Origin of the sequence: Paractinoplanes durhamensis (assembly GCF_016862175.1) — a bacterium.
In the GTDB taxonomy this organism is placed as follows: Bacteria; Actinomycetota; Actinomycetes; order Mycobacteriales; family Micromonosporaceae; genus Actinoplanes; species Actinoplanes durhamensis.
On sequence record NZ_BOML01000050.1, the window covers coordinates 247,847 to 273,809 of the forward strand.

The 25,963-nt window shown below is 70.6% G+C and carries 22 protein-coding genes; 17 read left to right on the forward strand and 5 right to left on the reverse strand.

Annotated elements, in window-relative coordinates; translation table 11 throughout:
- Nucleotides 1-202 precede the first annotated feature (202 nt).
- From Adu01nite_RS31240 to Adu01nite_RS31255, 4 genes are all read right to left on the reverse strand, one after another.
- Complete coding sequence (locus tag Adu01nite_RS31240; protein WP_203732100.1) at nt 203-817, reverse strand: hypothetical protein; 615 nt, start codon at nt 815-817, stop codon at nt 203-205.
- Nucleotides 817-2,691, reverse strand: a complete 1,875-nt coding sequence (locus Adu01nite_RS31245; protein ID WP_203732102.1) for a beta-galactosidase — start codon at nt 2,689-2,691, stop codon at nt 817-819. Before Adu01nite_RS31245 ends, Adu01nite_RS31240 begins: the two co-directional genes overlap by 1 nt.
- A gap of 18 nt (nt 2,692-2,709) precedes the next feature.
- The gene (locus tag Adu01nite_RS31250) at nt 2,710-3,861 is read right to left on the reverse strand and encodes an acyltransferase family protein (protein WP_203732104.1); all 1,152 of its coding nucleotides are present in this window, start codon (nt 3,859-3,861) and stop codon (nt 2,710-2,712) included.
- 64 nt (nt 3,862-3,925) lie between these two features.
- Nucleotides 3,926-5,734, reverse strand: a complete 1,809-nt coding sequence (locus tag Adu01nite_RS31255) for a polysaccharide deacetylase family protein (RefSeq protein WP_203732106.1) — start codon at nt 5,732-5,734, stop codon at nt 3,926-3,928.
- 356 nt (nt 5,735-6,090) lie between these two features.
- Here Adu01nite_RS31255 and Adu01nite_RS31260 point away from each other — a divergent pair, with 356 nt between their 5' ends.
- From Adu01nite_RS31260 to Adu01nite_RS31290, 7 genes are read left to right on the forward strand one after another with little or no spacing between them, the layout of a single operon-like run.
- The gene (locus tag Adu01nite_RS31260) at nt 6,091-7,221 is read left to right on the forward strand and encodes a Gfo/Idh/MocA family protein (RefSeq protein ID WP_203732108.1); all 1,131 of its coding nucleotides are present in this window, start codon (nt 6,091-6,093) and stop codon (nt 7,219-7,221) included.
- A 54-nt stretch (nt 7,222-7,275) separates the two neighbouring features.
- Entirely contained in the window at nt 7,276-8,397 is a 1,122-nt protein-coding gene (locus Adu01nite_RS31265; protein WP_203732110.1) for a DegT/DnrJ/EryC1/StrS family aminotransferase, read from the forward strand.
- Complete coding sequence (locus Adu01nite_RS48585; RefSeq protein WP_203732112.1) at nt 8,394-8,984, forward strand: acyltransferase; 591 nt, start codon at nt 8,394-8,396, stop codon at nt 8,982-8,984. The genes Adu01nite_RS31265 and Adu01nite_RS48585 overlap by 4 nt, the downstream gene beginning before the upstream one ends.
- Nucleotides 8,981-9,592: a sugar transferase gene (locus tag Adu01nite_RS31275; protein ID WP_203732114.1), complete on the forward strand. Its 612-nt coding sequence runs from the start codon at nt 8,981-8,983 to the stop codon at nt 9,590-9,592. The genes Adu01nite_RS48585 and Adu01nite_RS31275 overlap by 4 nt, the downstream gene beginning before the upstream one ends.
- A complete protein-coding gene (gene murJ, locus Adu01nite_RS31280; protein ID WP_203732116.1) occupies nt 9,589-12,630 on the forward strand; it encodes a murein biosynthesis integral membrane protein MurJ in 3,042 nt (1,013 codons plus the stop codon). The genes Adu01nite_RS31275 and murJ overlap by 4 nt, the downstream gene beginning before the upstream one ends.
- Nucleotides 12,627-13,823: a glycosyltransferase family 4 protein gene (locus Adu01nite_RS31285; protein ID WP_203732117.1), complete on the forward strand. Its 1,197-nt coding sequence runs from the start codon at nt 12,627-12,629 to the stop codon at nt 13,821-13,823. The genes murJ and Adu01nite_RS31285 overlap by 4 nt, the downstream gene beginning before the upstream one ends.
- A complete protein-coding gene (locus Adu01nite_RS31290) occupies nt 13,820-15,433 on the forward strand; it encodes a tyrosine-protein kinase domain-containing protein (protein WP_203732119.1) in 1,614 nt (537 codons plus the stop codon). The genes Adu01nite_RS31285 and Adu01nite_RS31290 overlap by 4 nt, the downstream gene beginning before the upstream one ends.
- On the opposite strand, the gene Adu01nite_RS31295 is transcribed toward Adu01nite_RS31290, so the two are convergent.
- Nucleotides 15,430-16,560: a glycoside hydrolase family 5 protein gene (locus Adu01nite_RS31295; RefSeq protein WP_203732121.1), complete on the reverse strand. Its 1,131-nt coding sequence runs from the start codon at nt 16,558-16,560 to the stop codon at nt 15,430-15,432. The genes Adu01nite_RS31290 and Adu01nite_RS31295 overlap by 4 nt on opposite strands.
- Before the next feature lie 109 nt (nt 16,561-16,669).
- On the opposite strand from Adu01nite_RS31295, the gene Adu01nite_RS31300 reads away from it, so the two are divergent.
- The 10 genes from Adu01nite_RS31300 to Adu01nite_RS31345 all read left to right on the forward strand — a co-directional run bounded on the left by Adu01nite_RS31300 (nt 16,670) and on the right by Adu01nite_RS31345 (nt 25,916).
- The gene (locus Adu01nite_RS31300) at nt 16,670-17,581 is read left to right on the forward strand and encodes a siderophore-interacting protein (protein WP_203732123.1); all 912 of its coding nucleotides are present in this window, start codon (nt 16,670-16,672) and stop codon (nt 17,579-17,581) included.
- Between the two features lie 141 nt (nt 17,582-17,722).
- Nucleotides 17,723-18,136, forward strand: coding sequence for a response regulator (locus Adu01nite_RS31305; protein WP_203732125.1), 414 nt, complete (start codon nt 17,723-17,725; stop codon nt 18,134-18,136).
- A gap of 125 nt (nt 18,137-18,261) precedes the next feature.
- Nucleotides 18,262-18,441, forward strand: coding sequence for a Flp family type IVb pilin (locus tag Adu01nite_RS31310; RefSeq protein WP_203732127.1), 180 nt, complete (start codon nt 18,262-18,264; stop codon nt 18,439-18,441).
- 22 nt (nt 18,442-18,463) lie between these two features.
- Nucleotides 18,464-18,910: a TadE/TadG family type IV pilus assembly protein gene (locus Adu01nite_RS31315; protein ID WP_275414714.1), complete on the forward strand. Its 447-nt coding sequence runs from the start codon at nt 18,464-18,466 to the stop codon at nt 18,908-18,910.
- A gap of 110 nt (nt 18,911-19,020) precedes the next feature.
- Nucleotides 19,021-19,806 carry a Flp pilus assembly protein CpaB gene (cpaB, locus tag Adu01nite_RS31320; RefSeq protein WP_203732130.1) on the forward strand — a complete coding sequence of 262 codons (786 nt, stop codon included), beginning with the start codon at nt 19,021-19,023 and terminating at the stop codon, nt 19,804-19,806.
- Nucleotides 19,803-20,984: a CpaE/TadZ family protein gene (locus Adu01nite_RS31325; protein ID WP_203732133.1), complete on the forward strand. Its 1,182-nt coding sequence runs from the start codon at nt 19,803-19,805 to the stop codon at nt 20,982-20,984. Before cpaB ends, Adu01nite_RS31325 begins: the two co-directional genes overlap by 4 nt.
- On the forward strand, nt 20,981-22,369 hold the full coding sequence (locus Adu01nite_RS31330) for a TadA family conjugal transfer-associated ATPase (protein ID WP_203732135.1): 1,389 nt from the start codon (nt 20,981-20,983) through the stop codon (nt 22,367-22,369). The genes Adu01nite_RS31325 and Adu01nite_RS31330 overlap by 4 nt, the downstream gene beginning before the upstream one ends.
- Nucleotides 22,363-23,331 carry a type II secretion system F family protein gene (locus Adu01nite_RS31335; RefSeq protein ID WP_203732137.1) on the forward strand — a complete coding sequence of 323 codons (969 nt, stop codon included), beginning with the start codon at nt 22,363-22,365 and terminating at the stop codon, nt 23,329-23,331. Before Adu01nite_RS31330 ends, Adu01nite_RS31335 begins: the two co-directional genes overlap by 7 nt.
- Nucleotides 23,332-23,335: 4 nt before the next feature.
- Entirely contained in the window at nt 23,336-24,238 is a 903-nt protein-coding gene (locus Adu01nite_RS31340; RefSeq protein WP_203732138.1) for a type II secretion system F family protein, read from the forward strand.
- A 1-nt stretch (nt 24,239) separates the two neighbouring features.
- The gene (locus Adu01nite_RS31345; RefSeq protein WP_203732140.1) at nt 24,240-25,916 is read left to right on the forward strand and encodes a sensor histidine kinase; all 1,677 of its coding nucleotides are present in this window, start codon (nt 24,240-24,242) and stop codon (nt 25,914-25,916) included.
- The last annotated feature ends 47 nt before the right edge of the window (nt 25,917-25,963 follow it).

Sequence of the window (25,963 nt, forward strand, 5' to 3'; positions counted from 1 at the left end):
TCACCCCCTCACCGGTTTCATGATCAGTATCGGCTGCGAGTACGACACTTCCGACCAGCCGACCCATGACCGGACACTCACGAGCGCCAGTGGGCACTAAAGACCACTCACTCGGCAGCAGTTGGCTCCCCCATCCGTGACTCACTGTGGAACGTACTGGAGGCCGGCGCCGAAGCGAAGCGCCCGATCGGCGGACCCGTGGTCAGCGCCGGGGCGTTCCGTCCCACGTCCAGGTGCGCCGCCGGGGCCGGCCGGGCAGGGTGGCGCGGCCGGTGGCCCACCGCAGGGTCGGCCACGGGTCGTCGACGGCGACGTCCGGGAAGAGGCGGTGCAGCGCGCCGGCGCACAGGTCGTCGGGTGGTGACCAGGGGAATTTCAGCGCCGCGGCGACGTCGTTGGTGTGCACCAGGACCTCGACCACGCCCATGGCGGCGAACCCGGACGCGTCGGACGCGCCGTAGTTGTGGAACGACAGCCGGTCCGGCGGGACGGTGCCGACGATCGCGGCCAGCATCGCCCCGCAGGCCTCGAAGACCTGGAGCAGCGCGGCGTTCCCGTCGGCCGGTTCCACGAAGACGGTCAGGGCCGGGCCGCCGTCGCGCCGCACCTGCCAGCCGAACGGGACGTGGGTGCTGATCGGCGGCGCCGACGGGGCGAGCTGCGCCGTGTAGGCGAAGAGATCGTCGCTCATGTGCTCGACGGTCTCCCAGCAGGTCCACGTCAGATCGCCGGCCGGCACCTGCCAATCCCGCTCGGCGACGGACCCCAGGGCGGCATGGGCGAGCGAAACGGCGCGGGTGACATCGGCGGCGAGCATCACATCAACTTATAGGCGTACGGGCCCAGCTCCTCGCCGCCGATCTTCACCGCGGACGGATTGTGGTTGATGATCGTGATCAGGCCGCCGCGGGCGCACGCCTCGACGTTCGGCGGCAGGTCGGCCACCACCGGGGCGATGCCCAGTTCGCCGGCCAGGCGGGTGACCAGCGCGGTCCGGGCGTCGGCGCCGGGCAGGGTGGCCACGTGCCAGGCCGAGCCCCGGCCATGACCGTTGCGGGTCAGGGCGGGCGCGCCGTCGGCGAAGGTCGCCAGCACCGTCGCGCCGTCGAGGCGGAGCTCCTCGCGGAGATGTTCGCCGGCACCGTCGTCGTAGCGGGCCTCGTCGCCCTGGGCACCGGCAAAATCGGTCACGGTGAGCCCGAGCGCCCCGCCGAGCCGCTGGGTGAAGCCGCCGGGCAGGAAGCCGTCGTTCTCGTCGGCCACATCGGTGTAGGCCGTGGTCAGCAGACAACCGCCGTCCTCGACGTAGCGCACGAGCGGCGTGGCGTCGCGCATGAGGTAAAGGCTGGGCGCCACCACCAGGTCGTACCCGTCGAATGGCCCTTCGGTTCTGGCGATGTCGACCTGGATGTTCTGGGCGTGGAAGGCCGCGTGCCAGCCCTGGACCTGGTTGAGGTAGTTGACGCGGGCCGGGTGGTTGGGCTGGTCCAGGGCCCAGTGGCAGCTCCAGTCGAGGATGATCGCGACCTTCGCGTCGCGCCCGGGCGGCGGCGGCGACAGCGTCGACAGGGCGGCGCCGAGCTCGGCCACCTCCCGATAGGTCCGGGTGTCCGGGCCGGCGTGCGGCAGCATCGCCGAGTGGAACTTCTCCGAGCCGCGGGCCGCCTGCCGCCACTGGAAGAACAGCACCCCGTCGGCGCCGCGGCCGACCGCCTGCATGCTGAGCGCCGCCATCTGGCCGGGCGCCTTGACCGCGTTGTTGGGCCGCCAGTTGACCTGGTTGGGCGCCTGCTCCATGAGCACCCACGGGGTGCCGGGCTTGAGCGAGCGCATCAGGTCGCGCGCGAAGGCGGCCTGCCGGAAGGACAGCGGATCGCGCGGGTCGGGGTAGCTGTCGTCGGCGATGAAGTCCAGCTCGTCGGCCCAGGACCAGTAGTCGGCGTTCGGGAACGCGCCCATCATGTTCGTGGTGATCGGCTGGGTCGCGCCCGCCCCGCGGATGATCTGCTTCTCCATCCGCAGGAGTTCGAGCAGCATGTCCGAGCTGAACCGGCGGAAGTCGAGCTGGCCGGTCGGGTTGACCGCGGCCGGCGCCAGCCGGGGCGGCACGATCTGCTCGAAGTCGGTGTAGCGCTGCGACCAGAACATCGTGCCCCACGCCCGGTTGAGCCCGTCGATGTCGCCGTACTTGGCCCGCAGCCAGTCCCGGAACGCGCCGGCCGCCTGGTCGGAGTAGTCGTAGGTGGTGTGGCAGCCCAGCTCGTTGTTGATGTGCCACATGACCACGGCCGGGTGGTCCTTGTACCGCTCGACGATCGCCCGGACCAGGTCGGACGCGAGCCGCCGGTAGTCCGGTGAGGTGGGTGCGTAGTGCTGCCGGCTGCCGGGCCAGCGGGTCGCGCCGTCCCGGTTGGTGGTCAGGATGGCCGGATAACGAGCGGTCGCCCACGGCGGGGTGGAGGCGGTGGCAGTGGCCAGGTCGACCGCCACTCCCCCGGCGTGCAGCAGGTCGATCACCTCGTCCAGCCACGCGAAGTCGAAGACACCCTCGTCGGGCTGGATCCGCGCCCACGAGAAGACGCCGACGGTCGCCAGGTTGACCCCGGCCCGCCGCATCAGCTCGACGTCCTCGCGCCACACCTCGGCCGGCCACTGCTCGGGGTTGTAGTCCCCGCCGTAGAAGATCGCCATGGGTCCATCCTGCAACGTTCAGTGCCGCCCGGCAGGAGTCGGTACCGGCCGGTTCGGCGCAACCACCGGGGCGGGTGGCCGGATCGTGTCCCGGACGTCCGCCCAGGAGCGGAACGGCACCTCGAAGACCTTGGCGAAGAACCACGCCCCGACCAGCGAAAGGCCGCCGGCGAGCAGGGTCGTGACGGTGAACGAGACGGTGTCGCGGCCCAGGCGCGGGATCACCAGTTTCTGGCTGATCGCGACCACGATCGGCAGGTGGATCAGATAGAGACTGTACGAGATCGCGCCCAGCCGGCGCAGCGGCGCCGAGTCGAGCAGCCGGATCAGCCCGGCGGGCCGGCCGCTCACGACCGCCAGCAGGAACAGGGTCATCGCCGGGACGACCGCCAGATCGACCCAGTAGTAGTTGTTGACCATCCAGCGCGCGCCCCGATGCAGGATGAGTGCTCCGGCCGGGATCGCGGCCAGCACCGACAGCCAGGCCCACGGCAGCCGGCCCAGACGGTCGCCGGCGGCGGCCACGCCCGCCGCCACGACGCCGGCCGCGAAGGCGGGCACGAGATGCGGGGCGAGCCAGTTGTCGCCCTGCGGCGGTGAGCCGTCGAAGACCACGAATCCGATGACGATCACCGGCAGGGTGACGACGGCCAGCATCGCGGCCGGGCCGAACCGGCGGCACAGGAGCACGAGCAGCGGGAGTACGCCGTACAGCAGCGCCTCCACGCCGATCGACCAGAACGCGCCGTTCGGGGTGGGCACCGCGAACAGGTCCTGCAGCATCAGCGTGTAGACCACCACCGACCCGGCGCTCGGCTCCGCGGAGTGCGGCTGGCGCACCACGGTCCACGCGATGACCAGGCTGAACGCCAGCGCCGCCCAGTAGGCGGGGAGGATCCGCCAGGCCCGCCGCCGGGCATACCGGGCCAGGCTGCCCAGCCGCCAGTCGTTGCGGGCGGCCGCCAGGGCCAGCGAGAACCCGGACAGGACCAGGAACAGCACCACCGAGAGCCGGCCGAAGCCGAGCCAGCTCAGCCAGTCGGGCCCGCGATAGCGGGGAAAACCGCGGAACGTGTACGCCCAGCAGTGGAACAGCATCACGTAGAGGGCGCAGAGCCCGCGCAGACCGTCAAGACCGGCCACCCGTTTCCGGTTCACGTCACAGATCACGCACAGGAGACTCAAAAGGTTCGAGGGGGTGGGGAGACAGCCTGCGGCTGCCTCCCCGAAGACCTCAGTTGCTGATCAGGCTGTAGTTGTCGGTGGTCACCTCGCCGACCGAGTCCAGGGTGAGGCCGAAGCTCACCGCACGGGTGCCGGCCGGCACCGCGGAGGTGGTCCAGCCGGCGGTGCCGTAGCTGGTCAGGGCCGGGAACTGCGGGCTCTGCGTCCACCACGACCAGTTACCGGCGATGTCCTGCCGGTAGAGGGTGAAGAACGTCGGCTGGGTGGCGTGATAGGAAACGGACAACGTGAGCGTCTTGCCGGGCGTGACGAGCGGCGCGCAGTTGCCGCTGTCCCAGCCGGGGATCAGCTTGGCGTCGCCGTCGGTCCGGGCGGTCAGCTCCAGCTTCTGGGCGTACGTCCCGTCGGCCGCGTCGGTGACCCGGGTCCAGACCGGGGTGTTCTCGCCGTAGCCGGCCCCGGTCCAGCAGGCCGGGTAGCCGTCCGCGCCGGGTGTCTCCAGCGACGGATTGACCAGGGCGTTGACCCCGTCGGGGGCGGGTGCCGGCGGGGTGTCGGCGAAGCCGTAGTCGTCGGTGACGAGCGTGCCGACGCTGTCGATGGTGAGGCCGAAGCTGGCCGCCACCGCGGTCGCCGGGGGCTCCGGGGTGTTCCAGGTGGCGTGCTGCCACTCGGCCGACGGCGCGATCCGCGGGCTCTGCGTCCAGTAGCTCCACTGGCCGAGCGCATTGCGCTGATAAAGCGTGAAGAAGACCGGGACATCGGATTTGTACCAGGTGCTCACCTGGTAGGTGCGGCCCTGCGCCACCTGCGACGAGCAGGCCCCCAGGTCGAACCGCGGGATCAGTTTGGCGTCACCGTCGTTGAGCGCGGTGACCTGGATCTGCGAGGCGTAGGTGCCGCTGTGCGCGTCGGTCACCCGGGTCTGCACGGCGGTGTTGTCGCCGTAGCCGGCCGACTGCCAGCAGTCCGGCAGGTTCGCATCGGACGGGCTGACCGTCTCCAGCGACGGGTTCTGCACGGTGTTGACGCCCGGTGCGCCGGGCTCGCCCGGCGCGGTCGGCGCGACCGCCGCGGCGACGGTGCCGCCGATCACCTGGTGGACGGTCTTGACCGTGGTGCCGACCACGGTGCGCGGTTCGAGCCACGTCAGGAAGTCGCTGAGGACGGCGGGCGTGACCGACTCGGCCGGGCAGCTGGTCTCGCAGACGTGGTGCAGGTTGAACGGCAGCCAGCCGCCGTCCACCTCGGCCCGGGTGACCAGGTCCTGCAACTCGGCCAGGGTGGTGGTGACCTCGACGTCGTCGGGGGTGCGGATCGCGTACGGGTCGATCGGCGGCACCGTCTCGGCGGGCGGGCAATCGTCGCAGTCGGTGGCGTCGAACAGGTCGCCGACGGCCCGGGCGCTGTTGTAACCGCAATTGGCCACGGTCGTTTCGATGCCCGGATCAAGATTGGCGAATGGATAGGCGAAGGACGTTACGTTAAATCCCCACGACAACAGCGTGTCACGATCTTGGCAGATCTGCCGGTTCCGCTCGCCGGCCGACAGGGTGAGCAGATCTTGGTGAGTTGCGGTGTGGCCACCGATTTCATGACCGTGCGCCGCAAGATTTTCCAGATCTGAACGAGTCATGTAGGACGGCATACCTATCAGCGCAGAGTTGATGTAGAAGGTGCCGACCATATTGTGCTGTTCCAGCAAGGTCTGCGCGGTCAATTGATCGGCGACACCGTCGTCGAACGAGAAGGTCACCGCGAGCGGGTGAGTGAGCGAGGCTCGGGCGGCGCCCGGCCAGGCCAGGAGGACGGCACCCGCCAGTACCGCTGCGAACAGGGAAGATAGTGCCTTTTTCATGGTCACGGCTCCTCGGCTGTGACGTGCGTAGCGAACCCTGTCAGGTTGCCCGACCGGCAACGGAGTTACGAGTAGCAGATATCTGACAGAGGGTCGAATGTGGACAGACAATACGTGAATCTATGTTTCAGGGCTATTTCGTGACCATTTCGGACTACCAGCGCATCGTCGAGGCGAAAGAATCGTTATTGACGTGCCTCTTTCCATGGTCCACATGGGTCAGACCTTTCTGAGATCAGCCGAAAGGGCCGGTGTCACTCCGTCGGACGGTCCCTTCTCCGTCGCAGCGGAGCATTGGAAAACTCAGCCGGGTGTCCACCCGCCAGTGGATGCGCATTTCCGAGGGGACGGAAAGTATGGGATCAGAATCGCGAGCGTCCGGTTCGGACGGCAGCGACGATCGTCTGGGCGGTGGTGGGGTACCGCCCGCCCAACAGATCCGGGTCGGCGTGCTGGGCGTCGGTTACTGGGGTTCCAAGCAGCTTCGGGTGATGCGGTCCACGCCGGGGGTCTCCCGGGTCGTGGCCATCGACGCACGCCTTCCGCTGCTGTCCGGGATGGCACACCTGCTGGCCACCGGCGAGGGCTACACCTCGCTGGAGGCGGCGCTGCCACACATCGACGCGGTGGTCATCGCGACCCCGCCCGCCTCGCACGTGCCGCTAGGGCTGGCGGCAATTCGTGCGGGCAAACACGTACTCATCGAGAAGCCCCTGGCCACCACGGCCGCCGGGGCGCAGGAACTGATCCAGGCCGCCAAGGAGGCCGGGGTCACGCTGATGGTCGGGCACACCTTCGAATACAACGGCGCGGTCTGGATGCTGCGCGAGTTGGTGCAGTCGCGGGAGCTCGGCGATCTCTACTACCTGGACAGCGCCCGGCTCAACCTCGGGCTCTACCAGAGCGACGTGAACGTCGTCTTCGACCTCGCGCCGCACGACATCTCCATCGCCAACCACGTGCTCGGCGCGACGCCGACCTCGGTGCGGGCCTGGGGCAGCCGGCACGTCGACCCGGCCTTCGAGGATGTCGCACACCTCGAGCTGGGGTATGACGACATCGGCGTCCAGGCGCACATCCACGTCAGCTGGCTGGACCCGCGCAAGGTCCGGCTGGTGACCGCCGTCGGCTCCAAGAAGATGGCCGTCTACGACGACACCAACGCCGAGGAACGCATCCGGATCCACGACAAGGCGGTCACCCGCTCGGCCGGCAAGGGCATGGAATACCACGTCGGCGGGGTCACCTCGCCGGTGGTGCGCTTCGACGAGCCGCTCGCCGTGCAGGCCCGGCACTTCGTCGACTGCATGACGACCGGGGCGCAGCCGCGCACCGACGGGGCCAACGGTCTCGCCGTCGTCCAGGTCATCGAGGCCGCGCAGCTGTCTCTCGCGCAGGAACGCAAGGTGCTGATCAGCGAGGTCGACGGACTGCCGGGCCTGGTCCCGGTGCCGGCGCAGCGCAGCGCGGCCACCGCCGTCCTCTGAAGAGCCCGCGATAGCACCACCTCTCGTACGCCGCCACGTCAGTGAGGAATGCTGATGCACCCTGCCATCGAAGTGCCGTTCACCGACCTGTCCGCCATGGCGCGGGAGGTCTGGCCCGACATAGAGCAGACCTACATCGAGGCGCTGCTGTCCGCCCGGTACGTCGGCGGGCCCGCCGTCGCCCGGTTCGAGGAAAACTTCGCCCGCTACTGCGAAGCCACCCACGCGGTCGGGGTCGCCAACGGGACCGACGCCCTGCAGCTCACCCTCCAAGCCCTCGGCCTCGGCCCGGGCGACGAGGTGATCGTGCCGAGCAACACGTTCATCGCCACCGCCGCGGCCGTGGTCCGGGCCGGCGCGGTGCCGGCCTTCGTCGACGTCGACCCCGGCTCACTGCTGATCACCCCGGCGATCCTGGCCGCGGCGATCACCCCGCGCACCAGCGCGGTCATCGTGGTCCACCTCTACGGCAACATGCCCGACATGGACGGCCTGGTCGCGGTGGCCGAGCGGGCCGGCATCGCCCTGGTCGAGGACGCCGCGCAGGCGCACGGCGCCGAGTGGCGGGACAGCCGGGCCGGATCGTTCGGCGCGGCCGCGTGCTTCAGCTTCTACCCGGGGAAGAACCTGGGCGCGTTCGGCGACGCCGGCGCGGTGGTGACGAACGACCCGAAGATCGCCGAGCGGGTCCGCAGCCTGGCCAACCACGGCCGGGACGGCGGCGCCAACCACTACGAGCACTCGTTCGTCGGCACCAACAGCCGGCTCGACGCGTTGCAGGCCATCGCGCTCGACGCCAAGCTGGCCCGCAACGAGGACTGGACCGAGGCCCGGATCTCGCTCGCCGACCGCTACCGCAAGGAACTGGCCGGTTCCGCGATCCGGCTCACCGAGGTCGACCCGCTGGCCCGGCACGTCTACCACCTGATGGTGGTGCGGGTCGCCGACCGGGCCGCCATCCAGCAGAAACTGCAGGAGAACGGGATCCAGACCGGGGTGCACTACCCGGTCCCGTGTCACCTGCAGCCGCCGCTGCGCCAATACGCGTCCGGCCCGCTGCCGGTCTGCGAGCAGGCCGCCACCGAGCAGTTCTCGCTGCCGCTCTTCCCGCACATGTCCCGGGCGCAGGTCGACCGGGTTTGTGAGGTTCTCGACGAAGCGGGTGTGTCCCGGTGACCGAGAAGGACGAGGGCGTCATCGTCGGGTATCCGGTGGACCGATCGGGATCCGGTCCACTCAAGCTCGGCTCGGGGGCGCGCCTGCGCAGCGGCACCGTGCTCTACGACGGGAGTCACATCGGGCCGGGACTACAGACGGGTCACGGGGTGGTGATCCGCGAGGACAACCGGATCGGCGCGGACGTCAGCGTGTGGAGCAACACGGTGATCGACTACGGCTGCCGGATCGGCGACCGGGTGAAGATCCACGCGAACTGCTACATCGCGCAGTACACCGTGATCGAGGACGACGTGTTCCTCGCGCCCGGCGTCACCATCGCCAACGACCTCTACCCGGGCGACGAGCGCTCGGCCAAGCTGATGACCGGCCCGCACATCGAGGCCGGCGCGCAGATCGGGGTCAACGTCACGATCCTGCCGTTCGTCCGGATCGGCGCGGGCGCGATCATCGGGTCGGGCGCGGTGGTCACCCGGGACGTCCCGGCCGGCTTCGTCGCGTACGGAAATCCGGCCGTTGCCCACCGCAAGGTGGCCGATCTCCCGGAGATCGGGCACCGGGTGGCCGCGCTGCGGGAGCGGTCGTGAAACGGGCGCTGGATCTCGTCGGCGCCGGCCTGGGCCTGCTGATCATCTCGCCGCTGCTGGTGGTGATCTGGCTGGCCGTCCGGCTGACCTCGCCCGGCCCGGCGATCTTCAAACAGGAGCGGCTCGGCCTCGGCCAGAAGCCGTTCACCATGTACAAGTTCCGGTCGATGACGACCGGGAACAGCGACGCCATCCACCGCGAGTACGTCTCGCAGATGCTCACCTCGGACGGCACCGCGACCGCGACGGTCAACGGCCTCTACAAGCTGGCCGGCGACCCCCGGGTCACCCGGCTCGGCGCCTGGCTGCGCAAGACCAGCCTCGACGAGCTGCCCCAGCTGTTCAACATCGTCGCGGGCGAGATGTCGCTGGTCGGACCGCGGCCGGTGCTCGCCTGGGAGGCGGCGCTGTTCAAGCCGGAGACGATGGCCCGCTTCGACACCCCGCCCGGCCTGACCGGGCTGTGGCAGGTGAGCGGCCGCAACATGCTTACCATGACCCAGGCGCTCGCCCTGGATGTCGAATACGTCCGCCGCCGGAGCCTCTGGTTGGATCTGTCCATCATCGCGAAAACCTTGCCGGCCCAGATGCGCCGCGGCGCCGCATGACCCTGACGCAGGAGGCTACAAAAGTCGAGTCGCCGGCCGATGCGGTCGGCGACTCGATGACCGTGGCCGTGTGGACGGCGATCAGCCGCGGCACCGGTGTGATCCGCGGCGTCGTGATCGCCGCGGTGCTCGGCGCCACCATGTTCGCGAACACCTACCAGTTCACCAACTCGCTGCCCAACCTCGTCTTCTACGGCCTGCTGGGCGGCTCGATGCTGTCCTCGCTGCTGATCCCGGCGCTGGTCCGGCACGTCGACACCGCCGACCGGGCCGGCGCGGAACGGGTCGCCGGCGGCTTCCTCGGCATCGTCGCCGTCGGGGCCGCCGTGCTCACCCCGATCGCGGTGCTGGCCGCTCCGTTCGCGCTGCGCTTGTCGCCGGAGGGCGGCGGCGCCCAGGCCCGCACCGGGATGCTCCTGGTGGTCATGCTGCTGCCGCAGATCCCGCTCTACGGCCTGATCGCCACGGCCGGCGCCGCGATGAACTCGCACGGCCGGTTCGCGCTGGCCGCGGCCGCCCCGGCGCTGGAGAACGTCGGCACGGTCGTGGTGCTGGCCGCGGTGGCGATCCTCTACCCGGGCATCGGCACCCTGGAACGGGCGCCGACCGGCGCGTTGCTGCTGCTCGGCCTGGGCACGACCGGCGCGGTCGCGCTGCACGCGGCCGCCCAGTGGTACGGCGCCCGGCGGGCCGGGATGCGGCTGCGGCCCCGGCGCGGGTGGCGCGACCCGGAGGTCCGCAAGGTCCTGCAGCGGGCGCTGCCGTCGCTCGGCCAGGCCGCGCTGGCCGCGGTGCAGCTGCTGATCCTGCTGATCTTCGCGAACCGGGTGGCCGGCGGCGTGGTCGCGTTCCAGCTCGCGATGAACTTCTACTTCCTGCCGATCGCGCTCGGCGCCACCCCGGTCGCGCTCTCGCTGGCGCCCCGGCTGGCCCGGCTGCACGCGGCCGGCAATCACGCGGCGTTCCGCGACACGTTCGTCAACGGCCTGGTGTTCGCCCTGTTCGTGGCGGTCCCGGCCGCGGCCGGCTACCTGGCCGTCCGGGAACCGATCGCCCGGGCCATCGCGTACGGCGGGTTCGGCACCGACGCCGGCACGACGCTGATCGCCACCGCGCTGGGTGCGCTCGCCCTCGGCGTCCTCGGCGAGACCGCGTTCCTGGTCGCCACCTATGCCTGTTACGCCCGCGAGGACACCCGCACCCCGATGTACGCGATGCTCGTGCAGCTGGGCATCTGCGTGGCCGGTGCGTGCGTGGCGCCGTCGATGGAAGGCCCGGCCGTCCTGCTCGTGCTCGGCCTGGCGATGTCGGCCGGCACCCTGGTCGGCGCGGCCATCCTGGTCCGGTCGCTGTTGCGGCAGCTGGGCCCGGGCGCCGAACCTCTCGTCCGGCCGGTGCTCCAGACCGGCGCAGCGGCCGTGGTCATGGTGATCCCCGCCTACCTGGCCGGTCGGCTGATATCCACAGTGGTCGGAGGTGGGGGCGGCGGCATCCTTGCGGTGGTGGTGGCCGCCACGGTGGGCGTGGCAACGTACGTCGGTGTGCAGGCCAAACTCGGCGCGCCCGAGATCGAGTGGATTCTGCAGTCGGTCCGCCACAAACTCCCGCGCCGCCGGCCGCGCCGCAACGCCGGTTTCCTCACCAACGTGGCGCTGCTCGCCGCCGCGGCGGCGGTCGGCGCCCTCGCCGGGCTCAACCCGCTCTACGCGGCCGCCCTGGTCGTCGCGCTGGCCATCGGCGGCTGCGTCTACGTGTGGCCGGCCACCGCCGCCTACCTGCTGGTCTTCCTCACCCCGCTGACCGCCGGCATCGACCGCGGCACGCTCATCCCGGTGCTGCGGCCCAACGAGGGCCTGGCCGCGCTGGTCGGGGTCGCGCTCGCGGTCCGCTGGCTCGGCACGTTGCGGGTCGGCACGTTCCGGCTGCCCCGGCTCAACGCGATCGACTGGTCGCTGATCGGGCTGGCCGCGTTCAGCTCGGTCGTCCCGCTCGCGATGATGGCCGCCCGCCGCCGCGAGATCATCCCCGACGACCTGCAATACGCGATCGTGCTGTGGAAATACCTCGCCGTCTACTTCATCATCCGGTTCAGCCTGACCACCCGGCGGCAGGCGCTGCGGACCGCCTACCTGTCGATCGCGTCCGCCTGCGTCGTCAGCATCATCGGCATCCTGCAGTCGCTCGGCCTGTTCGGCGTACCCAAGCTCCTCGGTCTTCTGTATGCGCCGTTCGGCGCCGAGCGGGTGTTGTCGATCGGCCGGGGCAGTTCGACGCTCGCGCTCGCCGCCGCCGTCGCCGACCTGTGCATCCTCAACCTGGCGCTGGCGATCGGGCTGCTGCTCTACACCAAGAAATACAAGCCGTGGCTGGCGGCGGCCGTGCCGATCTGCGTGTTCGGCGCGCTCGGGGCCGGCGAGTTCTCCACCATCATCGGCCTGCTCGTGGCGCTCGGCGTGCTGGTGGTGATCTCCCGGGCCACCAAGCTCGTCGGGTACGCGGTGCCGCTGCTGCTGGTCGGCGGCGTCGTCATGTGGCCGGTCATCGAGACCCGGCTGCTCGGCTTCCAGAGTGCCTCCGGCCTTCCGGACAGCTGGATCGTGCGGCTGCGCAACCTGAACACCTACTTCCTGCCCCAGCTGACCGCCGACCACAACTGGCTGCTCGGGGTGCGCCCGTCGGCGCGGGTGCCGGCCTCGCACGAGGAGTTCGGCTGGGTGTGGATCGAGAGCGGCTACGTCTGGCTGCTCTGGGGTGGCGGAATTCCGCTGCTCATCGCGTACCTCGCCTGGGTCGTCGTGAGCATGCGGCGCGGCATCGCCGCGGCACGCAGGGCGACCGGAGTGATCGCCGCGGTGGGTCTGGCGGTCGCGTCCTATGTGGCGGCCAACGCGCTGCTGATGCTCTTCGACCCGCACCTGACCTATCGCGGCGCGGCCGATTGCCTGCTGGTGCTGCTTGCCATCCTGCGTAACCTCGGTGTGGAGGAACGCGCCGGCCCATCAACCCAGCCCATGGAACGGGGACGGCTGACGACATGAAACCAATCCGAGTCCTCCTGATGGTCGAGAATGTCGCGCTCGGCCGGGACCACCGGCTGCGCAAACACGCCGCGGCGCTGGTCGCGGCGGGCATGCAGGTCACCGTCATCTGCCGCAAGGACCCGGCAAACCGGGAAAACCCCGACGTGCGGGTCCTCGACTATCCGGCCGGCGACGGGGTGGGCAAGCTGGGTTTCATCCGGGAGTACGCGTGGAGCCTGTCGGCCGCCGCGGTCCTCACCGTGCGCGCGGTGTTCTCCGGCGGGGTCGACGTGGTGCAGGTGTCCAGCACCCCGGACATCTACTTCCTGCTGGCCGCGCCGCTGAAGTGGTTCCGCCGCCGGGTGATCTTCGACTTCAAGGACCTCTCCCCCGAGATCTACCAGGCCCGGTACGGATCGGCCGACGGAGTGATGTACCGGCTGCTGCGCCGGTTCGAGCGGGCCAGCCTGCGCACCGCCGACCACGTGATGGCGGTCAACGCCTCGGTCCGGTCGGTGGCGATCGACCGCGGCGGCATCGGCAGCGACCGGGTCACCGTGGTCGGCAACGGCCCGTGGCTGGCCGACCTCGGCACCCGGGCGGCCCAGCCGGCGCTGCGCCGCGGCTACCCGCACCTGTGCGTGCTGGTCGGCATGATGGGCCCGCAGGACGGCATCGACCTGGCCCTGGCCGCGATCGATCACCTGGTCAACAAGATGGGCCGCACCGACACCGCGTTCACCTTCGCCGGGATCGGCGACTACGTGCCCGAGGCCGAGCGCTTCGTCGAGGAGCACGGCCTGGCCGCCTGGGTGTCGTTCCCGGGCTGGCTGACCCGCGACGAGGTGTACGACCTGCTCTCCACCGCCGACGTCGGGCTCGAACCGAACCTCGAGGAGTTCGTCACCCCGGTCAAGGCGATGGAGTACATGGCGTTCGGGCTGCCGTTCGTCGCGTTCGACGTCGCCGAGACCCGGATCATCGGCGAGGGCGCATCCGAGCTGGTCCCGACCGGTGACGTGGTCGCCTTCGCTGAACGGATCGACGCCCTGGTGCGTAACCCCGAACGGCGGGCCGAGCTGGGCGCGGCCGGGGAGCGGGCGGTCCGGCAGCGGCATTCGTGGGACCGCCAGCAGGTCCCGTACCTCGCGGTGGTCGAGCGGCTCGGCCACCGGAAGCACGTCACTGCGGTAGGAGGCACGGCGGCATGAACACGTTCGGGGGCCCGGCGCGGCTGATTCGCGCGTACGGGTGGTGGATCGCCCTGGTCACCCTGGTGGTGATGGCCGCGGGGTACGGGGTGAGCACGCTCGCGCCCACGGTGTACCGGTCCGCGGCGATCGTCGTGGTCGAGGCGCGGGTCCGCGCCAACACCACCCCGGTGCCGCCGGAGATGGGCACCGAGAAGGAGCTGGCCAAGTCCGGCCTGGTGGTGCGGCCGGCCGCCGCCTCGATGGGGCTGGAGGAGGGGCAGCTCGCCGACGGCTTCACGGTTTCGGTGGCGCCGGACGCGAACGTGCTGACCTTCATCTACGAGTCCGGCAACCCGGTGACCGCGCAGCGGCGGGCGCAGGCGCTGGCCGAGGCGTACGTCACCTTCCGCAACGCCGGTGAGCAGTCGAAGAGCGCGACCGCGGCGGCCACCGCGAACGCGCACGCCACCCTGGTCTCGTCGGCCTACCTGCCGAGCGTGCCGGAGGCCCGGCCGGTCTGGATCGACCTGGCCATCGGCCTGGTGCTGGGTCTGCTGCTCGGGATCGGCACCGCGCTGATCCGTGACCGGATGAGCGACCGGATCCGCAGCCTGCGCGACTTCGAGAAGCTCAGCGGGGTCCCGGTGCTGGCCACCGTGCCGCGGACCGCCCGGCCGCGCGGGCCGGGCGCGGCGCTGCCGGTGCTGCTGCGCTCGCCGCAGTCGCCGGCCGCCGAGTCGTACCGCTACCTGCGTTCCCGGCTGCAACCGGTGATGGCCAAGGACGGTGCCACCTCGGTGCTGGTGGCCAGCGCCTACGACGGCGAGGGCCGCAGCACGACCGCGGCGAACCTGGCCGCCGCCCTCGCCCTGGCCGGCCGCACGGTCATCCTCGTCGACGCCGACCTGCCGAAGCCGCAGCAGCACACGATGTTCGACCTGAGCGGGGAGCGCGGGCTCACCGACCTGCTCGCCGCGACCGGCGACGACATCCGGCTGCCCGACGTGCTGCAGCAGGGACCGGTCGCCCGGTTGCGGCTGCTGGCCGCCGGGCCGGGCGCCGACCGGGCGCACGACCTGCTCGAGGGCCCGCGCCTCGGCCAGGTGCTGTCGGTGCTCGGCCGGCTGGCCGACGTCATCGTGATCGACTCGCCGGCGATCCTCAGCGTCTCGGACGCGATCGGGCTGGCCGCGGTCGCCGATCATGTGCTGCTGGTCGGCGACTACCGGCGCAGCACCCGGGCCGGGGTCGGCCGGGCGCTGGCCGAGCTGGCCGAGGTGGTCGACGGCAACGTCAGCAGCGTCCTGGTCAACGCGCCGAAGAGCGCGGGCGGCCTGGTTCCCCGGCCGCGCGGCGCGGTGGCCGCGCACATCCCGGTCGCGCCGGCCGCCGACCCGTCGGTCGAGGAGCACGGTCTCGCGCTGCTCGACGCCACGAGTGACCGCTCCGGCAGCCCGGTGGTCGGCTCCGCCTCGGTGCCGAAGTCGATGGTCCCGACCTCCCCCGCCACGCCCTCGACCGTCTACCAGTCGGCGTCGTCGCCGCCGGTGATCAGCCCGCCGTCGGGCCCGGTGAAGACCCGCACGAACGGCTCATCGGTGCCCGCTCCCCGGGAAGACGCCTCTTAAGACGCGGCGAGTCGGCGCCTCAGCTCCTTACCCCACGCGGGTGTCGGCTCGCCGCCCCAGTCCTTCACCAGTGACCAGCAGTCGCCCCACGGGTTCCAGCTCCACGCCGTCCAGCTCACGCCGTGCTCGTCGAGCCAGTCGAGGGTGTCGCCGGCCCAGCCGCCCTTGCGCACCGCCCGCTGCGGGCAGTCGTCGTCGACCTTCGCCGCGTCCACCTTCAGCGACGGCCCGACCTCGCCCGTCAGCACCGGCACCGTGGCGAGGATCGGTTTGAGGTCGCGGTCGTAGCAGTCGGTGTCGGCGCAGTATTCGTTGAACGAGTAGGCGTGGAACGACGCGGCCAGCTGCCCGGCCGGGTCGACGGGCCGGTGGTCGAGCCAGCCGGTCATCGACTCGGCCCAGTGGATGCCGCCGGCCAGCAGCACCACCTTCGATCCGGTGCCGCGCACCGCCGCGACCAGCTCGTTCATCCCGGCCGCCGGGTACGGCTGACCGGTGTTGACCGAGGTCAGGGTGCAGCCGTCCCGCCAGCAGTCCCAGGCCCGGGCGGTGTTCGTCTCGGCGAACGGGAACGGCTCGTTGAACAGGTCGAAGATCACGTCGCCGGTGCGGAAGCCGGTCGCCACCGACCGCCAGAAGTCGAGGCTGTGATCGCGGTCGGGCATCGGCTCCTGCTCGCGCGGGACTCCCCCGGCCGGGGCACTGCGGTGCAGATCAAGAACGGCGACGAAGCCGTACGCGTTGAGCCGCCGGACGAAATCACGCACCGCGGCCCGATACTTCTCCCCGGCGAAGGCCGGCGGCGCGGCCGGCAGGCCGAGCCAGCACTGCTCGTTGAGCGGCACCCGGACCGCGTTGGCCCGCCCCCACCCGCGCATCGCCTTGACGGTCCTGTCGCCGGGGGCTTGGCCGTCCGGGGTGTCGAAAAAGCCGTCGCCCTCGATGCACGAGTACTCGGCGCCGGCGACGTTGAAGCCGCGTAGGTCGACCGTTTCGCCGGTTTTGTTGACGAAGTGGTTCCCGTTGATCGCGATGCCCTCGACCGAGACCGGAGGCGGGGGTGGCTCGGGGGAACCGCATCCCGTCAGTAGCAGCAGCAGAACGAGCACGATCCGTGGGCTGCGCACATGTCCAGAATGGACGAGCAACGGTGAGTCCGCATCGCCCGTCCGGGGCGACTGGTGAGCCGAGCGAGCGGTGGGTTAGGTTAGCCATACCTAAAGGGGAGGTACGAGGGTGACCCAGACCGTGACCGTTCAGCCGTGGCGCTTCTTCACGACCGAGGTGCGCGCCGTCCGCCAACTCGGCCCCAGCTTCCTGCGGGTGACCTTCACCGGCGACGATCTCGACAAGTTCGCCGACAACGGCTTCGACCAGCGGATCAAGCTGATCCCGCCGCTGCCCGGCCACGGCCACGACCACCTGCCCACCGGCGAGGACTGGTACACGCAGTGGCGCGACCTGCCCGACCAGCACCGCAACCCGATCCGCACCTACACCGTCCGCGCGGTCCGCCCGGAGCTGCGCGAGGTCGACGTCGACATGGTGCTGCACGGCGTGCACGGCCCGGCCTCCCGCTGGGCGGTCGACGCCGTCCCCGGCTCGGCCATGGTCATCATGGGCCCGAACGCGGAGCACGACCGCGTGCACGGCGGCATCGACTTCCATCCGCCCGCGCACGCCGAGAGCATCCTGCTCGGCGGCGACGAGACCGCGGTCCCGGCGATCTCCTCCATCCTGGCCTGCCTGCCGGCCGACGCGTCCGGCGAGGCGCTGCTCGAGGTGCCGGCCTCGGGCGACGTCATCGCGCTGACCGCCCCGGCCGGGGTGCGGGTCAGCTGGCTGCCCCGGGACGGCGCGGCGCACGGCGAGAAGCTGGTCCCGGCCCTGCGCGCCGCGGTCCGCCGGATCCTCGGCGACCGCGCTCCCGGCCCGGTCGTCGAGCTGGAGGACGTCGACGTCGACCACGACCTGCTCTGGGAGGTTCCGGAGGAGGTCACCGACGTCAGCAACTTCTACGCCTGGCTGGCCGGCGAGGCCGCGGTGATCAAGACCCTGCGCCGGCACCTGGTCGCCGAGTGCGGCGTCGACCGCCGCTCGGTCGCGTTCATGGGCTACTGGCGGCTCGGCAAGGCCGAAGACAACTAGGGCGCATCTGCCCTACCTTTATCGCCGCATTTCCCCTCCGGAGCCGGGCCACGCCGTTAGCGTGGAATTTCGAGGCCACGCCCGCGTGCGGCCCTGGAGGGGGTCGTGCTCGCGCGGCGTGGCCCCCGGCGAGGAGGGGCCATGTGGAACACGTCGACGGCGCGAACGGGACCGGTGGTCCTGCTCGTCGAGGACGACGAGGACCTGCGCGAGATGACCACGCAGATGCTGGAGATGCGCGGGTTCACCGCGCTGGTCGCCCAGGACGCGGTCAGCGCCATCACCCAGCTCAAGGTCTTCGACGGCACCATCGACGTGCTGCTGACCGACCTCGGCCTGCCCGGCGTCTCCGGTGGTGAGCTGGCCCGCTCGGCCGCCGCGATCCGGCCGACGATGGAGATCGTCTACATCTCCGGCATCCCTCAGGACATCGCGATCAAGAAAGGTCTGATCAAGGCCGGATCGCCGTTCATCGCCAAGCCGTTCACCACCGATGTGCTCGCCGGGACGCTGCGTTCCGTGCTCGCCCGGCACAGCAACGCGCAGGCACCCTGATTGATGGTTGTTAGCAACCACATTTGCCCGGCGGGCCCTCAAGAGGCGCCGCCAGAGTCCGATACCTACTGGCGCAAGGCGGTTACCGAGAGGCGGTAGCCAAGCTTCGACCAGGGGAGTCACCAATGCCGAACATCAACACGATCGTCGCCTACCTGCGCAGCCGCCTCAACAACGAGGAGGGCGCCACCGCCGTCGAGTACGGCCTGCTGGTGACGTTCATCGCCATCGTGATCATCGTCGGTGTCTCGGCGTTCGGCACCCACCTGAGCGACGTCTTCACGAACCTGACCAAGAAGTTCTGATGGAAGGGCGGTAGCCGTGCCGATGCGCACGCGCCAACGCTTCCCACGCTCCGCTGCCGGCCGACGGCCGCACCGGGGCGATGAGGGCGCGGCGGCGGTGGAGCTGGCGCTGGTGCTTCCAGTCCTCCTTCTGCTCATCTTCGGCCTGATCGACTTCGGCCGGGTGATGCAGCAGCAGATCCAGCTGACCGAGGCGGTGCGGGAAGGCGCTCGGGTGGGCGCGCTGAACGGCACCGCCTCGGACATGCAGACTCAGGTCGTCGCCGCGTTCAGCGGCGACGCCACCGGACTCACCTACACCACGGCCACCCCGTGCACCCCGGCGTCGACGGCGACCACCGACTCGACTCTCAAGGTGGCCCGCACGTTCACTCCCATCACGCCGCTCTACAGCGTGATCAAGCTGTTCCAGTCGAATCCCAGCAACATCACCCTCTCCGCGACCGGCGTGATGGCATGTCTGGGATAGGCACATCGTCGGATTCGCCCCCTTCGAGGCCGTCGGCATCCAGAATCGGTTTTGCGGGCACTGCGCCCGTTCGGCCGATCGGCTGACAGGTACACGAGAGGAGAGGCGGAATGCGCCGACGGATCGTGCTCCTGCTGGTCGCGTTCGTGCTGGCCGGGTTCAGCGCGGTAGCGGTCGTCGCATACGGCCGCAACGCCGACGAGCGGGCTCTCCAAGGCGGCGAGGGCACCTGGGTGCTGCTCGCCACCACCGCCATCCCGGCCAACACCACGGGCGCCGACATCCGCAGCCGCAAGCTCGTCCGGCAGGTCCTGATGCCGGCCCGCAGCGTGCCGTCCGGAGCGATCACCAAGCTCGACACGTCGTACGACAAGCTGACACTGAATTCCGAGCTCGAACCCGACCAGATGCTGATGGGCGGGCACTTCCAGCACCCGCCGCCGGCCGCCGCGAGCCCGTCACCGACGTTCGTGCTGCCCTCCGGCAAGATCGCGATCAGCGCCGAGCTCACCATCGCCCGCCAGGTCGCCGGCAACGTCGACTCCGGTTCGGTGGTCGCCGTCTTCCTCACCGAGCAGACCGGCCTCTACAAGCGGGAACAGACGACCAAGCTGATCGTCGCCAAGGCCACCGTGATCACCGTCGGCGAGCGGCCCGAGCCGACCAGCGCCTCCCCCACCCCCACCGCCGGCAACGGCGCGACGGTCCTCCCGACCGTGGTTGCCGGGACCGCGTCGCCGGAACCCCAGTCGCTGGAGCGGTACGTGGTCACCCTCGCGGTCAACCAGGCCGACGCCGAGAAGATCGTCAACGGCTACAACAGCGGCGAGTTGCACCTCGCCCTGATCAGCACGCCGGTGCCGAGCGTCTCGCCGACCCCGGACGCGGAATCGTGAGCCAGTACGTCTACCTGGAACCCGACCGGGACCGGCTCGCGCAGGTCGGACCCCAGTTCCAGTCGATCGGCACCTCGATCGTGCACAGCATGGCCGACCTGGAGTCGCACCTGCCGCGCTACCCGGAGACCCTGCTCGTGATCGTCGGCGCCAGCGTGCCGCTCGACGAGGTGCTCATGTTCACCGCCTACCAGCGGCTGCAACGGCCGCTGATCGGCGTGGTGCTCGTCCGCCAGAATTTGGATCCCGCCGACGTGCTGCGCTGCCTGCGGGCCGGGGTCCGCGAGGTGATCGAGGAGTCGGACTGGGACGGGCTGCGCAACGCCTGCTCCCGCTCGGTCGATCTGTCCAAGGCGCTCAGCACCACCCTGCACACCAGCAACGAACAGACCCCCTACGGCCGGGTGATCACCGTCTTCGCCGGCAAGGGCGGCTGCGGCCGCTCGGTGATCGCGGTCAACCTGGCCGCCGCGCTCGCCGCCGGCGGTGGCCGCCGGGTCCTGCTGGTCGACCTCGACCTGCAGTTCGGCGACGTCGCGATCATGTTGAAGCTGCCACCGGACCGCAACATCGCGGGCGGCATCGCGATGGCCGGCCGGCTCGACGAACCGGGCCTGCGCTCGATCATCACGCCGTACAAGAACGGCATCGACGTGCTGCTCGCCCCGTCCAGTCCGGCCCAGGGCGAGCACGTCCGCCGGGAACTGGTGGTGGAGATCCTCGACCTGGCCCGGCCCAACTACGACTTCATCGTGGTCGACACCCCGGCGCTGGTCACCGACCAGGTGCTGGCCGCCCTGGACATCTCCGACTGGCTGGTCCCGATCGTCACGCCCGACCTGCCCACGCTCAAGAGCGTCCGGCTCACCGTCGAGATGTTCGACATGCTCGACTACCCCAAGGACCGCCGGATGCTGGTCTTCAACCGGTCCAACACCGAGGTGGGCCTGACCGCGGCCGACATCGAGGAGGCGGTCGGCATGCCGTTCGCCGTGCACGTGCCCTCCAGCCGGGAGGTGACGATCTCGGTGAACCGGGCCGAACCGCTCTACATGACCAGCCCGACCCACCCGTTCAGCCTGGCCATCGGCCGCCTTGCCGACCTGTGCACCGGGGTCCAGCGAGCGGCCGTCCAGAAGAAGCGGCTGTTCTCCCGGGCCGGGAAGGACCGGCGATGAGTCTCTCCGCGCGGCTCGGCTACGACCCGCTGCAGAACCCCAGCGGCGAGACCGCCGTCGAACCGGCCGGCTCGGCGGCGACCCACCGCTACCGCGCCGCCGGCCGGCAGGTCAGCGACCCGGTCTACGACGTACGGCTGCGGATCCAGCGCCGGCTCGCCGACGAACTCGGCCCGACCCTCTACACCAACCGCGGCGCGGCCGACGAGGACCTGACCGCCCGGGTCCGGGAGGTCCTCAACGAGTTGCTCGCCCGCGAGGAGACGCCGCTCTCCGGCGCCGACCGGGCCCGGATCACCAAAGAAGTGATCGACGAGGTGCTCGGCCACGGGCCGATCGAACCGCTGCTGCGCGACCCGTCGATCAGCGAGGTGATGGCGAACGGCGCGAAGAGCATCTACGTCGAGCGGTACGGCCGGCTCGAACGCGTCGAGGTCGAGTTCGACGACGAAGGGCACCTGCGCCGGATCATCGACCGGATCTGCGCCCGGGTCGGCCGCCGGGTCGACGAGGCCAGCCCGATGGTCGACGCCCGCCTGCCCGACGGCAGCCGGGTCAACGCGATCGTCCCGCCGATCGCCCTCGACGGCGCGTCGCTGACCATCCGCAAGTTCGCCGCCACCCCGCTCACCGTCGGCGACCTCATCTCCTACGCCACGCTCAGCCGGCAGGGCGCCGAGTTCCTCGAGGCCTGCGTGCGCGGCCGGCGCAACGTCATCGTCAGCGGGGGCACCGGCTCCGGCAAAACGACCATCCTCAACGTCCTGTCCGGGTTCGTCCCGCACGACGAGCGCATCGTCACCATCGAGGACGCCGCCGAACTTCAACTGAATCAGGACCATGTCGTACGCCTGGAATCGCGCCCCTCCAACTCCGAGGGCCGTGGCACGGTGACCACCCGGGACCTGGTGCGCAACGCGCTGCGGATGCGCCCCGACCGGATCGTGGTCGGCGAGGTCCGCGACTCGGCCGCGCTCGACATGCTGCAGGCCATGAACACCGGACACGACGGCTCGCTGACCACCCTGCACGCCAACACGCCGCGCGACGCCCTGTCCCGCCTGGAGACCATGGTGCTGATGGCCGGCATGGACCTGCCGAGCCGGGCCATCCGCGACCAGGTCGCCTCGGCCGTCGACCTGATCATCCAGGTCAACCGGTTCAAGGACGGCAGCCGCAAGGTCACCCACATCACCGAGGTGGTCGGGATGGAGGGCGACATCATCACCCTCCAGGACCTGTTCGTCTTCGACATCAGCGCCGACGCCGGCCCGATGCACATGGCCTCGCTGCGGCCCACCGGCGTCCGGCCCCGCTTCGTCGACACCCTGGCCATGTACGGGGTGACCCTCAACCCCAACCTCTTCACCGGCGGCCGGTGGTGAGCGGCCTCGGCTGGGCCGCCGCCCTCTCCGGCGGGGTGGCCGTCTTCCTGATCGTCTACCTGATCCTGGAAGTCGTCTTCGGCCGCACCCCGGAACAGCGCCTGATCGCCTCGCTGAAGGTCTTCACCCACGACGAAGGCAAGAAGGGCGCGCCGCCGCTGCGGCAGTTCCTGGCCGTGGGCGGCAAGCTGATCGAGGAATCACCCTCGCTGAACCAGATGGCGCTGCGCAGCGAGGCCATCCTCGACCAGCACACCGGCGCACCCAAACCGGCCGAGTGGCTGTGGCTGCGGTTCATGGCGGCGATCGGCACCGTCCTCGTGCTGGTCCTGGTGCTGCCGTTCTGGTTCGCCTTCCCGGTCGGCGTCCTTCTCGGCTTCTTCCTGCCGCCGGTGGTGCTGCGTGCCCTGGTCCGGCGCCGCCGCCAGCGCTTCTCCGACGAGTTGCCGAACATGCTGGGGCTGGTGCTGAGCTCGCTGCGGGCCGGCTTCACCCTGCAGCAGTCGGTCGACGCCGCGGTCCGCGACGACGAGGGCCCGGTCGCCGAGGAGTTCAGCCGGGCTCTGTCCGAGTCGCGGATCAGCGGCGAGTTCGAGGACGCCCTGCAGCGGGTCGGCGACCGCACCGGCAGCGGCGAGATGGCCTGGCTGGTGATGGCGCTGCGGCTGCAGCGCGAGGTCGGCGGCAGCCTCGCCGACGTCATGCAGACCACCGCCGACACCATGCGGGACCGGGCCTACCTGCACCGGCAGGTGCGCACCCTCTCCGCCGAGGGACGCATGTCGGCGTACGTGCTGATGGCCCTGCCGGTCTTCACCGGCATCACCCTGACGGTCATGCGGCCCGGCTACATCCGCCCGCTCTACACCGAGCCGCTCGGGATGCTGATGCTGCTCCTCGCCGCGTTCCTGATGACGGTCGGGATCATCTGGCTGCGCGCCGCCGTCAAGATCGAGGTCTGATCCGGTGAACGCGACGACGCTCCTCGCCATCGCCGCCGGCTGCGCCGCGCTGGCCGTCGCCGTCGGCGTCACCGCCGTCGGGATGCCGGCCACCCAGCGCGAACGGATGTTGCGCATCCTCGCCGACTTCGGCGAGAACCGGATCACCGACACCCGCCCGGCCAAGCCGAGCCTCTACGGCCGGGCCCGCCCGACGCTCGTCTGGTTCTTCCAGCGCACCGGCGACATCATCACCCCACCGGCGATGAAGGCGCGGCTGGCCCGGCAACTCGACTACGCCGGCAACCCGCCGAACTGGCCGGTCGACCGGGTGGTCCAGGCCCGGATGTTCGCGGTGCTCTTCTTCGGTTTCGTCGGCTGGCTGATCGTCCCGGCCAACCCCGCGTTCGCGGCCCTCATCGGCATCGCCATCGGGCTGGTGCTGCCCGAGGTGCTGGTCCGCAACATGGGCGAGAAGCGCCAGCAGCAACTCGCCCGATCGCTGCCCGACGTGCTGGACGCCCTGGTCATCGGGGTGGAGGCCGGCCTCGGCCTGGACGCGGCGCTGGCCCAGGTCGGGCAGATGCTCAGCGGGCCGATGCCGGACGAGGTTCGTCGCCTGCTGCAGGAGATGAAGCTCGGCGTGGCCCGCACCGAGGCGCTGCGCGCGCTGGCCGCCCGCACCACCTCCCGCGACCTGAAACGCCTGGTCACCGCGCTCGTGCAGGCCGGCGAGCTGGGCATCTCGGTGGCCGGCATCCTCCGCGAGCACGCCGCCGACCAGCGCACCCGCCGCCGGCAGCGGGCCGAGGAAAAGGCTCAGAAGGTCGCGATCAAGCTGCTGTTCCCGGTGCTGTTCTGCCTCTTCCCGGTGATCTTCGTGGTGGTGCTCGGCCCGGCCATCCTCAACATCATGGAGAACTTCTGACATGCCCGTGCTCAGCGTTCTCGAACTCAACCTCGACGAGGGCGCCCGCCTCAGCGCGCTGCACAAGTACGGCCTGCTCGACGCCCCCGCCGACGACGAGTTGGAGGCCGTGGTCCGGGTAGCCGCCATGGTCGCCGACGTGCCCACCGCCACCCTCAATCTGATCGACTCGAACCGGCAGTGCCAGCTCACCACGGTCGGCTTCGACGGCGCCGACTCACCGCGGAGCGAGTCGATGTGCGACGTCGAGTTCCGGGCCGGTGGCTTCGTGCACGTACCCGACGCCACCCTCAACCCGCTCTACCGCGACAACCCGTGGGTCACCGGCCGGCTGGCCGACGTGCGCTTCTACGCCTCCGCACCGTTGATCACCCCCGACGGGTACGCCCTGGGCACGCTCTGCGTCTTCGACGACAGGGTCAAGTCGTTGCAGCCGGAGCAGATCAGCCGGCTGCTCGACCTGGCCGACATCGTGGTCGCGCTGTTCGAGCGGCGGCGGCAGGCCCGGGCCATGGCCGAGCTGGCGGTCGAGCGGGAACGCAGTAAGAAGTTCATCGCGACCGTCCTGGAGACCATCGACGTCGGCATCGCCGCCTGCGACCAGCACGGCCGGCTGACCGTCTTCAACCGGGCCGCCCGTGAGTGGCACGGCGTCGCCGACACCCCCGACCTGACGCCGGACCGGCTGGCCGAGCACTACAGCCTCTACGACGCGCTCGGCCGGCGCCGGCTCACCGCGGAGGAGATCCCACTGATCCGCGCCCTGCACGAGGGCGAGATCCACGACGCCGAAATGATGATCAAAAAGCCGGATCAGCCGCACGTCGACCTCAGCTGCACCGCCCGCCGGCTGCACGGCGAGGACGGCCGGGTGGTCGGCGCGGTGGTGGCGATGAACAACGTCACCGTCGACCGGGAACACCGCCGGGCCATCGAGGCCGCCCACCGCGAGCTGGCCGACCGCGGCGAGCAGCTCGCCGCCGCGGTCACCGAGCTGCGCCGCTCCAACGAGGAGCTGGAGCAGTTCGCCGGGGCGGTCAGCCACGACCTGGTCCGGCCGATGGCCGCGGCGCACGGCTACCTGGAGATGATGACCCTCGACTACGCCGACGACCTCGACCCACGCGCCACCAAGTGGCTCGACGGGGCGATCCGCGCGGTCGAGCGCATGCAACTGCTGGTCGAGGCCCTTCTGGAGTACGCCCGGGCCGGACACGCCAAGTTCGAACCCAGCCCGGTGAAGCTCGACGAGGTGGTCACCGCCGTACTCGCCGACCTGACCACGATCACCGCGGCGAGCGGCGCCGAGGTCGTCGTCGACAGCGAACTGCCGACCGTGCGCGGCGACGCCACCCTGCTGCGCCAGCTGCTGCAGAACCTGATCGACAACGCGATGAAATACCGGTCCCCGGAGCGGCCCTGCCGGATCACCCTGTCCGCCGAGGACAACGAGTTCGGCTGGACCATTCTGGTCGCCGACAACGGCATCGGGATTCCGCCCGATCAGCGCGAGCGGGTGTTCGAGATGTTCGCCATGGTCGACCCGGCCTCCCGGAAGGGCCACGGCATCGGCCTGTCGACGTGCCACCGCATCATCGACCGGCACAACGGCGCGATCACCATCGGCGACACCGCCGGCGGCGGAACCACCATCCGCATAAGCCTGCCGGCTTCCTAGTCCGGGGAATGGAAAAAGCCCGCCCAGTTGCCCGGGCGGGCTTTCTC